We start from the raw sequence: 14,481 nt of genomic DNA, 5'->3' as shown, positions 1-14,481 counted from the left end.
TTGGCCTGTCGTGACGGCACGCCCACTTACCGAGTTGATCGATCAGTCCTGGGCCGACGCCCTGCAACCGGTCCAAGCCCAGGTGGCGGCGATGGGCGAATTCCTGCGCGCCGAACTGGCCGCAGGACATCGCTATCTGCCGACCGGCCCGAACATCTTGCGGGCCCTCACCTTTCCGTTGGACCAGGTGCGGGTGCTGATCGTCGGCCAGGACCCCTATCCGACGCCGGGTCACGCCGTCGGGTTGAGTTTCTCGGTGGCGCCCGACGTTCGGCCGTTGCCACGCAGCTTGGCCAACATCTTCACCGAATATTGCGCTGACCTCGGACACCCCGCGCCCACCTCCGGTGACCTGACACCCTGGTCGCACCAAGGTGTGATGTTGCTCAACAGGGTGCTGACAGTGCGTCCGGGCGAACCGGCGTCGCACCGGGGTAAAGGCTGGGAGGCCGTCACCGAATGCGCCATCAGGGCCTTGGTGGCACGGCGTCAGCCGTTGGTGGCAGTGCTGTGGGGGCGTGACGCGGCCACGCTGAAGCCGATGCTGGGGGACACCGCGTCCATCGAGTCGGCGCATCCGTCACCGTTGTCCGCTTCGCGCGGCTTCTTCGGATCCAAGCCGTTCAGCCGTGCGAACGAATTACTGGAGAAGATGGGCGCCGACCCGGTGGACTGGCGGTTGCCCTGACGAGATCAGGGCACCGGCGACGGAGTCACCTCAGGCATCTCCGGTGACGGCACGTCGACCGACGGCATGTCCGGTGACGGCACATCCACTGACGGCATGTCCGGGGACGGCACGTCGACCGACGGCATGGTCGGTGACGGCACGTCGACGTCCGGCGAGGGAACCTCGATGGTGTTCTCACCCTCGGTCGTCTCGGACGTGGTTTCCGTCGTCTCGGTGGTCGTCGTGCTGTCGTTGGCTGAGTCATCACCGCATGCCGCCAACAACCATCCCGCGGCGAGAGCCCCGGAGACAGCGATCAGAGCGTGGCGAGAGATTCCGGCGTGCAACATCTGCGTGCTCATTCCCATCCGGCAGGGCCGAGTGCCCCGCCTCAAGGAAATGCGTTACCCGCAGGAACCGCCGGTAAACGAGCGGACGTCACACCGGCGGGAACGCGCTCAGCCCCGGCTGACCTTGCCGGCCTTGAGGCAGGAGGTGCAGACGTTGACACGCTGCTTGTTGCCGCCGGGGCGCGTCACGGCGCGCACGGACTGGATGTTCGGATCCCACCGGCGGCTGGTCCGGCGATGGGAGTGTGACACCGACTTGCCGAAGCCGGGGCCCTTCCCGCAGATCTCGCACACGGCAGCCATAAGTAGAACTCCTCGATATCAGTACGTGGGGTCTGGGTCCTGGGGCCGCAGCTGACCGCGGCTCGACCCGACAACCCGACCAGAATACCGACCGGTGCAGTGATCACCAAAAAAGCGGCCGCACCGTCGCCATCCACAGCGGCGCCCCCTCCATTCACAGCTCCTCAACGGCAGCACGCGGCGCTGTCCGCGGCACTGGCTAGGCTGGCGCCCACGGCGTCAGCGCGGGGCTGGGTCGCGGGAGCCGCAGGTGTCTGGAGGTGGCGATGTCGGCGGGACTGCTCGACGCATCCGCCCTGCGGGCGTGGGCGCACAACGCGGTCGCCGACCTGATCAGCCACACCGATGAGATCAACCGGCTCAATGTCTTCCCCGTGGCCGACGCCGACACCGGCACCAACATGCTGTTCACGATGCGCGCCGCATGGGCGCAGGCCGACGCCCACTCCGAGGCCGACGACGCCTCCACGGTGGCGGCCCGGCTCGCCGACGGGGCGTTGCGCGGAGCCCGGGGCAACTCAGGGGTGATCCTGTCGCAGATCCTGCGCGGTCTGGCCGACGTGAGCGCCGAAGCGGCCGCGGACCGGGGCGGAGGACTGTCCGACATCGACGGGGCCTTGTTGGCAGCGGCGTTCCGGCACGCCGTCGGCCTTGCGGTGACCTCGATGGGCCAGCTCGTCGCGGGCACCATCGTGTCGGTGCTGCAGGAGGCCGCCTCGGCGGCCGAGGTCGCGGCGGGAACGGGCGCGGTGCTGGCCGAAGTGGTCGCCGAAGCGGGGCGGGCGGCGGCGTCCGCCCTGGAGCGAACCCCGACCCAACTCGAGGTGCTGGCCGCCGCGGGCGTGGTGGACGCCGGCGGCCGCGGGTTGCTCGTCCTGCTCGACGCGCTGAGCAGGACGTTGACCGGTCATGCGCCCCCACGCCCTGCCTACCTGCCCTCCCCGGCCGCGGCCGCTGTGGCACCGGCCGCCCCGGCGTCACCGCAGTTCGAGGTCATGTACCTGCTCGCCGACTGTGACGCCGACGGCATCGAGAAGCTGCGGGTGCGTCTGGACGAGCTCGGTGACTCCGTCGCGATCGCGGCTTCCGGATTGCGAGCCGGAACGCCGGGCCGCTATTCGGTGCATGTGCACGCCGACGATGCCGGCGCGGCCGTCGAGGCGGCCATCGAGGTCGGCACTCCCAGCCGTATCCAGATCACCGCGTTGAGCGGGGGTGGTGACCGGCATCCGTCAGGCAGCTGGACGCGCGAGCGCGCGGTGCTGGCGGTCGTCGACGGCGACGGGGCCGAGAGCCTGTTCCGTACCGAGGGCGCGCAGACGCTGAGAGTGGAGCCCGACGTCCCCATCAGCGCCCATCAGCTGCTCCACGCACTGGTCAACACCGGCGCGGCGCAGGTGATGGTGTTGCCCAACGGCTACGTCGCCGCCGAGGAGCTGCTGGCGGGCTGGGCCGTCGCGGCCGACTGGGGCATCGACATGGCCCCGATTCCCGCGGCGTCGATGGTGCAGGGCCTGGCCGCGCTGGCCGTGCACGATCCCGAACGCCGGTTGGTCGACGACGGGTTCACGATGGCCCGGGCCGCTGGGGGCGCCCGGCACGGATCGGTGCGGCTGGCCGCCGAGGAGGCGTTGACGTGGGCGGGCACCTGCCGGCCCGGTGACGGGCTGGGGATCGCCGGTGACGAGGTGGTCATCGTCGGCGACGGCCTCGTCGCCGCCGGCGCGGGGCTGATCGACGTGCTGCTGGCCGCGGGTGGTGAGCTGGTCACCGTGCTCACCGGTCACGATGTCGACGAGGACGTCGGCGCAGCACTGACCGCGCATGTCCGTGAACACCATCCGGGCACGGAGATGGTCACGTTCCACACCGGCCATCTCGGCGACGCGCTGCTGATCGGGGTGGAGTGAGATGGCCACACTGGACGACCGCCTCGATTTCGTGCTCGGCAAGAAGGCCGCCGATCAACTCGACGAGTACTTCGGGATCCGGACGGTCGGCGAGCTGATCCGGTACTTCCCACGCAAGTACAGCGACGCGATGACGACCCGCGGTGAGGGGGAGGCCCTCGACCTCGCCGAGGGCGAACACGTCACGTTCGTCGACACCATCACCAGCGCCGAAACCAAATGGACCAATCGGACTCCCAAGCGGGATTTTCTGGTCGTCACGCTGGGGCAGCGGCGCCCGAAGGTCACCGCGACGTTCTTCAACCCGCGGTATCTGAAGAAGACGCTCGTCGCCGGCGCCCGCGTCATGCTCTCGGGTGAGGTCGGCTACTACCGCGGGACGATGCAACTGACACACCCCGCGTTCATGGTGCTCGGCACCGCAGGCCGAAGGAACATAGGTACCAAGGCGCTGACGTCCGTGGCCACGGCGACGGGGGCTTCCGGAGACGACCTCCTCGCCGAGTTCGAGAAGGAGTTCTTCCCGATCTACCCGGCGAGTGCCAAGATGCAGACCTGGGAGATCTACGCCTGCGTGCGTCAAGCGCTCGACGTGTTGGACCCCATCCCGGAGTCATTGCCGAAAACCTATGTGCGCGAACACGCTTTGATGTCGGAGGACGAGGCGCTGCGAGCCATCCACGTCGCCGAGACCGAGGCTTGCCGCGACCGCGCCATCGAGCGGCTCACCCACGACGAGGCGGTCGGGCTGCAGTGGGGCCTGGTGGTTCGGCGCAACAGTGAGCTCGGTGCGTCCGCGCCGCAGGCGCCTGTGCGTACGGACGGATTGGTGGCGGCCATGACGGGCCAGTTGCCGTTCGAGCTGACCGCGGGCCAGCGGGAAGTTCTCGAGGTGATCTCCACCGAGCTCGCAGCGGCACGGCCGATGAACCGGATGCTGCAGGGTGAGGTCGGTTCGGGAAAGACGATCGTCTCGGTGTTGGCGATGCTTCAGCTCGTCGACGCGGGCTATCAGTGTGCGCTGCTGGCGCCGACGGAAGTTCTTGCCGCCCAGCATGCCCTGTCGATCCGCACCATGCTCGGTGCGCTGGGGATGGCCGGTCAGCTCGGGGGAGCCGAGTGCGCCACCCGGGTGGCGTTGTTGACGGGATCGATGACGGCGCAGCAGAAGCGTGAGGTGCGCGACGAGGTGGCCTCCGGGCAGGCGGGCATCGTCATCGGTACGCACGCCCTGCTGCAGGACACCGTCGAATTCCACCGCCTCGGCATGGTGGTGGTCGACGAGCAGCACCGTTTCGGTGTCGAGCAGCGGGACCGATTGCGCGCCAAGGCTCCCGAGGGCATCACCCCGCACCTGCTGGTGATGACCGCGACACCGATTCCCCGCACCGTGGCGCTCACCGTCTACGGCGACCTGGAGACCTCCACGCTGCGGGAGCTGCCGCGGGGCCGCCAGCCGATCACCACCAACACGATCTTCGCCCAGCAGAAGCCCGCCTGGCTGAGTCGGGCGTGGGCGCGGATCGCCGAGGAAGTCCGCGCCGGACGGCAGGCGTACGTGGTTGCCTCGCGCATCGACGAGAACGACACCGCCGCCGACGACAAGCCCGCCAATGCCGACAAGGGCACCAAGAGCGCCAAGAAGGCCAAGAACGACAAGAAAGACGACGAGAAGGAACAGGGTCCACCACCGATCGCCGTGGTGGACCTCTTCGCCGTGCTGCATCAGGGGCCGCTGGCCGGTCTCCGGTTGGGCCTGATGCATGGGCGATTGCCCAGCGACGAAAAGGACGCCGTGATGGCCGCGTTCCGGGCCGGCGAGATCGACGTGCTGGTGTGCACCACGGTCATCGAAGTCGGCGTCGACGTGCCGAACGCCACCGTGATGGTCGTGATGGACGCCGATCGGTTCGGGATCAGCCAGCTGCATCAGCTGCGGGGCCGGATCGGGCGCGGCCAGCACCCCAGCTTGTGTCTGCTGGTGAGCAACCTGCCCGAGGGTTCGAAAGCGGGCAGGCGTCTGACGGCGGTGGCCGGCACTCAGGACGGGTTCAAACTCGCCGAACTCGACCTGCAGGAGCGCAGTGAGGGTGATGTGCTGGGCTTGAGTCAACACGGCCGTCCGATCACGTTGCGATTCCTGTCGCTGTCCGACCACCGCGAGATCATCGAGGATGCCCGGGACTTGTGTGAAGCGGTCTACGACTTCAACCCCGGTGACGCCGGGATGGCGTTCCTGTCGGCGTCGTTCACCGATACCGACCGCCTCGATTATCTGGACAAATCTTGAGTCGCAGGCAGATCCTGTGGCTGGCGGTTGCGGTGGCCCTGGCCGTGTTCGTCGCCGTCCAGGTCGTCGACGATTCCCGGCAGCCCTCGGAGTTGATCGCTCAGGCCGACGTCCCCACCGTCGCCCCCGGCGTCGATGTCCTCGCCGGTGTCGCCGAGATCCCCGAGCGGGTACGGGGATACGACTACCGGCGCGACGCGTTCGGAGAGGCGTGGACCGATGAAACCACCGCCCCCGGAGGCTTCAACGGGTGCGACACCCGCAACGACATCCTCGACCGTGACCTGATCGACAAGACATATGTGGCGATCTCACGTTGCCCGACGGCGGTGGCCACCGGGGTGCTGCGCGATCCCTACACCAACTCCACAGTCGCCTTCACCCGTGGTGAACAGACCGGGGCCGAGGTGCAGATCGATCATCTGGTGCCGCTGGCGCTGGCGTGGGATCTCGGGGCGCGGAACTGGACGGACGAGATGCGGGTGCGTTTCGCCAACGATCCCGCGAACCTCATCGCCGTCGCCGGTGATGCCAACCAGGACAAGGGCGACAAGCAGCCCGCGCTGTGGATGCCGCCCAACGAGGCATTCCACTGCCAGTACGCGATGCAATTCATCGCGGTGTTACGGGGGTACGACCTACCGGTGGACGCCGCGTCGGCGCCGGTGCTGCAGGAGGCTGCGCAGACCTGCCCCGCAGCGTGAGGCCGTGAATATCGCCGGCATCTCAGCAACCCGGCACCGCCGCGACAATGCGGGCGACCCAACCGTCATCGTCCACCGATGAACTGCCAGGTGCCCGCGGCCACCGCGACCGCGATGGCCGTGGCCGCAATGACAGTGCCATAGGCGATCAGGGCCGCTTCGCGCCAGCCGAACAACGACGGCCGTGCCCAGGTTCTGGTCGGGTGGGCGCCGAATCCGCGGGCCTCCATGGCGGTTGCCAGTTTGGAACCGCGGCGCAGCGCGAAAACCAGCAGGGCGAACGCCTGTCCGAAGACGCGCCGAATTCGGTTGGTGTCGGCGACCCCGCGAGCCCGGCGGGCGTAACCGAGATACTGCCAGTCCTGGCGCAGCAGGCCGACCATGCGCAGCCCCGCCAGCGCTCCGATGACGAAGCGGGCGGGGAGTTTCAGCACCTGCCCCAACCCGTCGGCGAGTTGGGTCGGGCTGACATCGACGAACAACAACACCGACGGCAGGGCGATGGCAAGCACCCGCAGGAACATCGCGCCCGCAAGCTCGATGGAGCCGTCGCTGACGTTGATCAACAGCAAGTGCCAGTGCACGGTGCCGCTCGGCTCCCCGTAGAGCAGGTTTGTCAGCGCGGTCAACGCGGCCGCGACGGTGACCACGGCGCCGCGGACCACGACGGTGCGCAGGCGGATTCTGAGCGCGAGAAACAGTGGGATCTCCAGCATCAGAGCGGTCAGTGCCGACACCCAGTCGACGCTGAGCACCAACGCCACGGCGATCACCGCTGCCGTCAGCAACGTCGCGACAGGATTGAGGACCGGACGGGTTCCGGCATCCAGCGATGTCACTGCAGCTCCACCCGGTCGTCGGCGAGCAGTTCGACGAACTCGTCATCGTGGGTGGCGGCGACGACCGCGGTTCCGCCGTCGGCGATTTCGGACAGCAACGCGACGAGCTCGACCCAGGTGCGTCGATCCTGGCCGAAGGTGGGCTCGTCGAGGACGATCAACGCCGGCCGGGTGACCAGGACGGTGGCCACGGACAGGCGGCGCTTCTCGCCGCCCGAGAGGGTGTAGGGATTGCGATGCGCGAGGTGGCTCAGGCGCAGCCGGTCGAGCAGCTCGTCGGCCCGGGCGGCGGCCTCGGTGCTGTTGTGGCGCAGCGCTTTCGGTCCGAGCAGTATCTCGTCGCGCACGCTGCCGGTGAGGAACTGGTGTTCGGGGTCCTGAAAGACGGTGGCGATGCGGGTGAGCAACTCCTTGGAGCGCCAGCCGATGGGTTCCACACGTCTGGGTGAGGGGGCGAACTGCGCCTGCGCGCGGAGCCGGCCGCCCTGCGGCGGCAACAAGCCGCCCAGGGTCAGCGCCAGCGTCGATTTCCCGCTGCCGTTACGCCCGGTCACGGCCACCACCCGGCCCCTGCGGATCTGGAAGTCCAGGCCCGCGCGAACCGGGGCGGTGGGGTAGCCGACTGAGAGGTCGGTGGCGCTCAGCAGGGGGTCGTCGGCCGCCGGACGGTGCCGGAAGATCCGCGGCGGGGGAGCTCCGGGCACCCAGATCCCGGACTGCAGCAGGTGTTCGCGCTGGCGCGCGATGGTCGGCTCCGGCGGGCCGTCGGCAACCACCTGACCGTTCGGGCCCAGGACGACGACGCGGTCGACGACGGGCAGCCAGGTCTGGGTGCGGTGTTCCACCACGACCACGGTGGCGCCGCTGGCGTCGGCGGCCGCGGTCACCGCATCACGGACCTCGAGGACCCCTTCGGAGTCCAGATTCGCGGTGGGCTCGTCGAGCAGGATCAGGCCCGGATTCATCGCCAGCACCCCGGCGAGTGCCAGGCGCTGCTTCTGACCGCCCGACAGAGTGGAGGTGTCTTGCGATACAGGAAGATTCAGACCCACGGAGCGAAGGGCGGTGTCGACGCGCGGCCAGATCGCTGCGCGTGGCACCCCGAAGTTCTCCATACCGAAGGCCACGTCGTCGCCTACCCGCGACAGGATCACCTGCGAATCCGGGTCCTGCAGCACCATTCCGATGAGCCCGCGTCGATCGGCGGGACGAGATCCGTCGACGAGGAGACGACCCGTCTCGTGTCCCTCGTCGGCGCCACCCAGCAGCCCGGCAAGGCCCAGCAGCAGAGTGGACTTTCCGGAGCCGGACGGCCCCAACACCAGGACCCGTTGGCCGGCCTCGATGTCGAGGTCGAGTTCGCTGACCGCCCAAGTGTTCTGCCCGGCGTGCTGCCAACCCCAGTGCTGCGCCGTCACGCGGGCGCCGACGCGGGTGGACGCCGCGGAGGGCATCAGGTGGCGGAACGCGCGAACGCCCGCCCGGACTCGAAGCGGCTCAGGGCGCCGGTCCTGGCCAGGCCTCTGACGACGAACCAGGACAGGACCCCGGCGATGACGGCGCCGGAGACCACCGCTGATGCCGTGTAGATGACCGCGAACGCGGTGGCGGCCCCCGGGTACCAGAGGATCAGGTCGTTGACGGCCAACGCGACCCCGGCCAGCGCGCCGGCGAGGATCGCGACGGGCAGGTTCCACCGCCGGTACAGAAACACGGCGAACACGAGTTCGGCGCCGAGGCCCTGCACGAGCCCCGATTCGATGGTCAGCACGCCCCACTGGTTGCCGACCAACGCCGACACGGTGGCCGCGACGACTTCGCCGTACAGTGCTGCGCCTGGCTTGCGGATGACCAGTGCCGTGAGCACACCGGCGAACAGCCACCCGCCACCGGCGAGCGCTTGCAGGCCGGGCAGCAGTGCGTTCAGCGGCGCGGTGATCGGGCTGTGCGCGACGTTCCAGATGACGAACACCAATCCGGCCGCGACGGCGAGCACGCTGGCCACCACGATGTCGACCACGCGCCAGCGCAACGACCCGGTGCCGTGAAACGACCCGGTGCCATGAAAAGACCCGGTGCCATGAAAGGACCCGGTGCCGTGAAAAGACCCGGTGCCGTCAGGGTGGGGCTGATCCATCACATCTCCCTACGCCGGCATTACCCGGTCAGGTTCGTACGGTCGACGGCCGTCAGCCGTCCTCTCAGCGCACTCGGTGTGCACTCCCGTGTGGAACCTCCCAAGCTACTGCAGAGCGCGAAGATGGCGCCACGCCGGGCATCGGTCACCGCCGGTGAAAGCTCCAGGACCACCCGGCGACGGTCTCGACCGCGGTGACGTCGGCGGCCGCCTGGGGCGCGAACTCGCTGATGAACTGCTCCTCCTGAGCCGCCCAGCGGTCCCAGTGCGGGCGGTAGGTGTCGCCGTCGCGGTGCAGGGCGCGACGGCGGCGCACCTCGTCGGGGGCGGTCACCCAGATGCCGAGATCGGCCAGCTCGCGATGCGCGGCGGACAGCGCGCCGACCCCCTCCACGATGAGTCGGGTGCCGGGCTCGACCGTGTGCCAGGGTCCGGGGGCGCCGGTGGCCCAGTCCCACTGGCGCCATCGTCCCGGGTGACCGTGTGCGCGGGGTGCGAGTAGTCGGGTGCCGACGTGCTCGACCGCCCACGCCAGCCCGTCCCAGCCCGGGTAGATGTCGTCGAGGCGGACGACCGAACTGGCCGACCACCGCCGCTGCAGGTGGTCGGCCAGCGTCGACTTTCCCGCGCCCGACCGTCCGTCGATCAGCACGGTCGTCGCGTCGGCGGCGACGAGGCTGACGACCAGATCGTCGGGGGTCACGTCCGCGAACCCTAGGACACCAGGGCGGACTCGGGGGCCTTGTCGAAGGCGTCGTCGATGAGCACGACCGCGCGATCCGCGCGTTCGATGAGCGAGCAGGCGATGGAGGCCCGGTAGCCGGAACCGCAGTGCACCCAGACTTCACCGGCCGGCACCTCGTCGCGGCGGGCGAGCAGCTCGTGCAGCGGGATGTTGAGCGCGCCGCGGATGTGGCCGCCGTCGAATTCAGTCGTCTGGCGCACGTCGAGAACGGTCACCTCGTCGCGGTCCAGCGCGCCCGCGAGGTCGTCGAACGCGGCCACTCGATAGCTCTGCAGTGCTTCACCGCCGGCCAGCGCGGAGATGTCACCGGCGGCGGAACCGGTGACGTTGTCGACTCCGATGCGGGCCAGTTCCCTTCTCGCCGAGAGAATCTGGTCGCGATCCTCACCGACCAGGGTCATCGGGGCACCCCAGCGGTACAGCCAGCCGAGATACGTCGCGAACTGTGTGGACAACTCGAAGCCGAAGGTTCCGGCGAGATGGCCGGCCGCGAAGGCGGTGCGGCTGCGCAGGTCGACCACCCATTCGCCGGAATCGATGCGGCGGCGCAGCTCTGCCGGGTCCACCGGTTCGGGCAGGGACAGGTCGACGGGAGCAGGACCTTCGGTGTTGATGACGCCCATGTGCGCGTAGTAGGCCGGATACGCGCCCAGACCGGCCAGCAGTTGGTCGACATAGGTCTGCTCGTCGTTGGTCAGGGCCGGATTGTTCTGCCGCTCGTCGCCGATGGTCGAGCTGTCGCCGCTGGCCGGCGTCGCCGAACAGAAGCTGCCGAAACCGTGGGTCGGATAGACCTCGACGTCGTCGCCGAGTTCGTGGGCCAGCCGGCGCACCGAGTGGTACTGCGCGTGAGTGAGCTCGACGGTGTCGTCGTCGTCGACCAGATCGGTTCGCCCGGTCGTGCCGTGCAGCATCGAGCCGCCGGTGAACACCCCGACGGCCGAACCCGACACGTCGCGGAGGACATAGCTCACGTGCGTGTGCGTGTGGCCCGGGGTGTGCAGCACCGCAAAGCTCATCGGGCCGACGTCGACGACGTCTCCGTCGCTCACCGCCCGGCGGGTGAACCCCACGTCATCGCCGTCCGCGACGACGTATTCGGCGCCGAGGGTGCGGGCGAGTTCCAGGCCGCCGGTCACGTAGTCGTTGTGGATGTGGGTCTCCAGAACGTGGGTGATCGAGACGCCCTTCTCGTCGGCGAGGTCGAGGACGCGGTCGATGTCGCGTTGCGGATCGATCACCGCGGCGCGCCCTTCGGCGCTGACCAGATAGCTGCGGTCGCCCAGGCCGGATGTCTCGATGATGGTCACGTCCATGGTGTTCCTCCCGTGTGATGGTTGGTGTCGGATCGGTGCAATTGGGGTCAGTGCGGTCGGGGGTCAGTGCAGCCAGATCGTGTCGACGACGACGAAGGTCGCGACGGCGAAGACCAGGTAGGCGAACCAGCGTTGCAACCGTTCGGTCTGCAGGCGGGTGGCCAGCGACCCGGCGATCAGCGAGCAGACCGTGGCGGCGCCGGCGAACGACGCGGTGACGGCCCAGTCGATCTGCAGGCCCTGCAGGTGGGACAGGAACCCGGCTGCGGAGTTGACGACGATGATCAGCAGTGAGGTGCCCACGGCGATCGTCATGTCCACCCCGAGCGCGATGACCAGTGCGGGGATGATCAGGAACCCCCCGCCGACCCCGAACAGTCCGGTGAGCACACCGACCAGTGCGCCGGCCGGGATGGATCGCGGAGCGCATCGGCGCCAGTCGATGCCGTCCTGGCCGACGTCACAGGCGGTGCCGGTGCTCGCGGTGTCCTTGAGCATCCGCGCCCCGGCCAGCACCATGACCGCGGCGAAGCCGATCAGCAGCGCACTCTGGGGCAGGCGTGTGCTGATCGCGGTCCCGGCGAACGTCGCCGGAATGCCTGCGGCGGCGAACACCGCAGCCAGGCGCCACTGCACCTGTCCGGCGCGGATGCGCGGCACGGCCCCCACCGCCGAGGCCACCCCCACGACCAGCAGCGAGATCGGGATCGCCTGGCGCATGTCCAGGCCGACCGCGTAGACCAGGGCGGGGACCGCCAGGATCGACCCACCGCCGCCGAGTAGGCCCAGCAGCACCCCGATCAGCGCCCCGAAGCCGAGGGCGACGGCGAGCGTCATACCGGTGTGCCTCCTTGTTTGTCGACGGCCGCGGTGCGGATGCCTGCCCGCCTCAAATACACCCCATGGGGTATTTCTAAACATACGGGGGACCGTTGGCGGCATCACCACCGCCGTCGGGCAGGAGTCATCGGCCACGCCCGAACACACCTGAACGCGGGCATGACGGCGCGCGGGACTGCTCGGAGGAGGGGGCGCTGCACGACGTCAGCGCTGGAGGGAAGCCGGAGGAGGCGGGTGAATCAGGCGCCGGTATAGGTTTCCGGATCCGGACGGAACCGGGTGCCGTTGTCGAGGCCGTTCAACGACCCCATCTGGTCGTCGGTCAGTTCGAACCCGAAGACGTCCAGGTTGGAAGCGATCCGCTCCGGCGAGGAAGACCGGGGGATGACGACGTTGCCGAGTTGCAGGCTCCACCGGATGAGCACCTGCGCCGGGGTCTTGTCCTGGGCCTCGGCGATCGCTGTGACGGCAGGGTTGGACAGCAGATTGCCCACACCCAGCGGGCCGTAGGCCTCGGTGGTGATGCCGTTCTCGGCGTTGACGGCCCGCAGTTCGGCCTGGTTCAGCAGCGGGTGGAGCTCGATCTGGTTGACCGCCGGGGTGAAGAACGACAGCGCGATGAGATCCTCGAGGTGCTGGGCGTGGGAGTTGCACACGCCGATCGAACGGGAATGACCGTCCTCCTTGGCGCGCATCAGTCCGCCCCAGCTGTCGATGTATTTGCCGTGCTCACCGCCCGGCCAGTGGATCAGGTACAGGTCGACGTAGTCGAGGCCGAGACGTTCCAGGCTGCGCCGGAGCGCGTCCTGCGAGGACTGGAAACCCTGATCCTCGGTGGCCAGCTTGGTGGTGATGAACAACTCGTCGCGGGCGATGCCCGATGCCGCGACCGCGCGACCCACGGCCGCCTCGTTGCCGTAGGCGGCGGCGGTGTCGATCATCCGGTAGCCGGCCTCCAGCGCGGCCGACACCGCCTGCTCGGTCTCCGCCTCGGACAGTTCACCCACTCCGAGGCCGATGACCGGCATCGTGTTGTCGTCGTTGAGTGTGACGGTGGGGATTGCTGCCGCCGAGGTCATGTCACCTGCCCTGCTGAAGTGGATGCTCGTAGGTGGCCCCGGCGTTCACCCGCAGTGGGTCCGGAGTCACGATTTCGCCGTTGACTATATTGCCGCCACCGATGGTCACCTAATCTGCTTCGGGATCGGACCCAACTGCTGTCGGCGCCACCAGGGCGCGACCTGCCCGGGTCCGGGTGAGACAGATGGAGCACACATGACGCAGACGAGTATCGCGCCGACGCAGCGCCCGAAGATCCGCACCGTCGACGTCGTCGCCAACAAGGTTGCGGGCGTGACCCTGCGCGCGCTGCCGCACATACCCGACCGGATCAAGCGGTTGCTGATGGGTGGGCGGTCGATCACCCTCGACGGCAACACCCTCGACGTCACCCTGCAGCTGATGCTCGCCGGCCAGCGGGCGCTGGGACTCGACGGGCTGGTCGGCGACGACGATCACGTCACCGCGCGGGCCCAGCTCGAGCTGCTGGCCGCCAGTTTCGCCGAGCGCATCCCGGTCACATCGGTGACCGACATCGAGGTGGACGGTGCCGCCGGACCGGTCCGGGCCCGGCACTATCGCCCCGCCGAATCCGGCGCCCCGCTGCTGGTGTTCTTCCACGGCGGCGGACACGTGATGGGCAGTCTCGACACCCACGACGACCTGTGCCGTGAGATCTGTCGCGCCGGTGGTCTGCACGTGGTCTCCGTCGACTACCGCCTGGCGCCCGAGCATCCGGCCCCGGCCGGAGCCGAGGACGCCTACGCCGCGTACCTGTGGGCGCGCGAGCACGCCGCCGAGCTGGGCGCCGATCCGCACCGGGTCGCCGTCGGAGGCGACAGTGCCGGGGCGAACCTGGCGGCGTTGGCGTCGCTGCGGGCGCGCGACGAGGGGGTGTCGCCCCCGAGTCTGCAGGTGCTGTTGTATCCGGTGACCGACTACGAAAGCCAGACCAGGTCCAAGACCCTGTTCGCCCGCGGGTTCTTCCTCACCCGCCGCGACATCGCCTGGTTCAAGGAGCGGTTCCTCGGCGGCTCCCGGTTCGACGCCACCGCCCCGGAGGTGTCCCCGCTGCTCGTCGACGATCTCTCGGGCCTGGCCCCGGCGCTGGTGGTCACCGCCGGCTTCGACCCGCTGCGTGACGAGGGCAGGCAGTACGCCGACGCGATGCGCGCGGCGGGCACCGCGGTGGACTACCGCGAGTACGGGCCGGTCGTGCACGGCTTCGCCAACTTCTTCACCCTCGGTGGGGCGAGTGCGACCGCCACCTCGGAGGTCATCTCGGCCATCCGCGCGCATTTGACCCGCGCCGGCTAAA

14 protein-coding genes and 1 riboswitch are annotated in these 14,481 nt (G+C 69.0%); of the genes, 5 read left to right on the top strand and 9 right to left on the bottom strand.

The window, feature by feature from the left end:
• Nucleotides 1–10: 10 nt before the first annotated feature.
• Complete coding sequence (locus ACEWX3_RS18880; RefSeq protein WP_374157321.1) at nt 11–688, top strand: uracil-DNA glycosylase; 678 nt, start codon at nt 11–13, stop codon at nt 686–688.
• Between the two features lie 5 nt (nt 689–693).
• Here the strand turns inward: ACEWX3_RS18880 and ACEWX3_RS18875 are convergent, their stop codons facing one another.
• Both ACEWX3_RS18875 and rpmB read right to left on the bottom strand, forming a co-directional pair.
• Nucleotides 694–1,032 (bottom strand): hypothetical protein, encoded by a 339-nt coding sequence (locus ACEWX3_RS18875; RefSeq protein ID WP_207067467.1) that lies wholly within the window; start codon nt 1,030–1,032, stop codon nt 694–696.
• A gap of 96 nt (nt 1,033–1,128) precedes the next feature.
• On the bottom strand, nt 1,129–1,323 hold the full coding sequence (gene rpmB, locus ACEWX3_RS18870; protein WP_152516595.1) for a 50S ribosomal protein L28: 195 nt from the start codon (nt 1,321–1,323) through the stop codon (nt 1,129–1,131).
• 266 nt (nt 1,324–1,589) lie between these two features.
• On the opposite strand from rpmB, the gene ACEWX3_RS18865 reads away from it, so the two are divergent.
• From ACEWX3_RS18865 to ACEWX3_RS18855, 3 genes are read left to right on the top strand one after another with little or no spacing between them, the layout of a single operon-like run.
• The gene (locus tag ACEWX3_RS18865) at nt 1,590–3,233 is read left to right on the top strand and encodes a DAK2 domain-containing protein (RefSeq protein ID WP_207067564.1); all 1,644 of its coding nucleotides are present in this window, start codon (nt 1,590–1,592) and stop codon (nt 3,231–3,233) included.
• Nucleotide 3,234: 1 nt separating this feature from the next.
• The gene (gene recG, locus ACEWX3_RS18860; RefSeq protein ID WP_374157320.1) at nt 3,235–5,523 is read left to right on the top strand and encodes an ATP-dependent DNA helicase RecG; all 2,289 of its coding nucleotides are present in this window, start codon (nt 3,235–3,237) and stop codon (nt 5,521–5,523) included.
• Complete coding sequence (locus ACEWX3_RS18855) at nt 5,520–6,227, top strand: HNH endonuclease family protein (RefSeq protein ID WP_374157319.1); 708 nt, start codon at nt 5,520–5,522, stop codon at nt 6,225–6,227. The genes recG and ACEWX3_RS18855 overlap by 4 nt, the downstream gene beginning before the upstream one ends.
• Nucleotides 6,228–6,292: 65 nt before the next feature.
• Here ACEWX3_RS18855 and ACEWX3_RS18850 read toward each other — a convergent pair whose 3' ends face one another.
• From ACEWX3_RS18850 to ACEWX3_RS18820, 7 genes are all read right to left on the bottom strand, one after another.
• Complete coding sequence (locus tag ACEWX3_RS18850) at nt 6,293–7,066, bottom strand: energy-coupling factor transporter transmembrane protein EcfT (protein ID WP_374157318.1); 774 nt, start codon at nt 7,064–7,066, stop codon at nt 6,293–6,295.
• Nucleotides 7,063–8,520, bottom strand: coding sequence for an ABC transporter ATP-binding protein (locus ACEWX3_RS18845; RefSeq protein ID WP_374157317.1), 1,458 nt, complete (start codon nt 8,518–8,520; stop codon nt 7,063–7,065). The genes ACEWX3_RS18850 and ACEWX3_RS18845 overlap by 4 nt, the downstream gene beginning before the upstream one ends.
• Nucleotides 8,520–9,203: an ECF transporter S component gene (locus ACEWX3_RS18840; RefSeq protein ID WP_374157316.1), complete on the bottom strand. Its 684-nt coding sequence runs from the start codon at nt 9,201–9,203 to the stop codon at nt 8,520–8,522. The genes ACEWX3_RS18845 and ACEWX3_RS18840 overlap by 1 nt, the downstream gene beginning before the upstream one ends.
• A riboswitch (TPP riboswitch) is annotated at nt 9,192–9,303 on the bottom strand. It overlaps the preceding gene by 12 nt.
• 45 nt (nt 9,304–9,348) lie before the next feature.
• Nucleotides 9,349–9,906: an AAA family ATPase gene (locus tag ACEWX3_RS18835; RefSeq protein ID WP_374157315.1), complete on the bottom strand. Its 558-nt coding sequence runs from the start codon at nt 9,904–9,906 to the stop codon at nt 9,349–9,351.
• Nucleotides 9,907–9,917: 11 nt separating this feature from the next.
• The gene (locus ACEWX3_RS18830; protein WP_207067472.1) at nt 9,918–11,264 is read right to left on the bottom strand and encodes an MBL fold metallo-hydrolase; all 1,347 of its coding nucleotides are present in this window, start codon (nt 11,262–11,264) and stop codon (nt 9,918–9,920) included.
• Between the two features lie 63 nt (nt 11,265–11,327).
• Complete coding sequence (locus tag ACEWX3_RS18825) at nt 11,328–12,101, bottom strand: sulfite exporter TauE/SafE family protein (protein ID WP_207067473.1); 774 nt, start codon at nt 12,099–12,101, stop codon at nt 11,328–11,330.
• Nucleotides 12,102–12,343: 242 nt separating this feature from the next.
• Nucleotides 12,344–13,183, bottom strand: coding sequence for an aldo/keto reductase (locus tag ACEWX3_RS18820; RefSeq protein WP_374157314.1), 840 nt, complete (start codon nt 13,181–13,183; stop codon nt 12,344–12,346).
• Between the two features lie 196 nt (nt 13,184–13,379).
• Here ACEWX3_RS18820 and ACEWX3_RS18815 point away from each other — a divergent pair, with 196 nt between their 5' ends.
• Nucleotides 13,380–14,480, top strand: a complete 1,101-nt coding sequence (locus ACEWX3_RS18815) for an alpha/beta hydrolase fold domain-containing protein (protein ID WP_207067475.1) — start codon at nt 13,380–13,382, stop codon at nt 14,478–14,480.
• Nucleotide 14,481 lies beyond the last annotated feature (1 nt).

Source organism: Mycobacterium sp. G7A2 (assembly GCF_041902445.1).
GTDB lineage: Bacteria > Actinomycetota > Actinomycetes > Mycobacteriales > Mycobacteriaceae > Mycobacterium.
The sequence above is the reverse complement of the archived record's forward strand: the minus strand, read 5'-3'. Positions and strand labels throughout refer to the sequence as shown.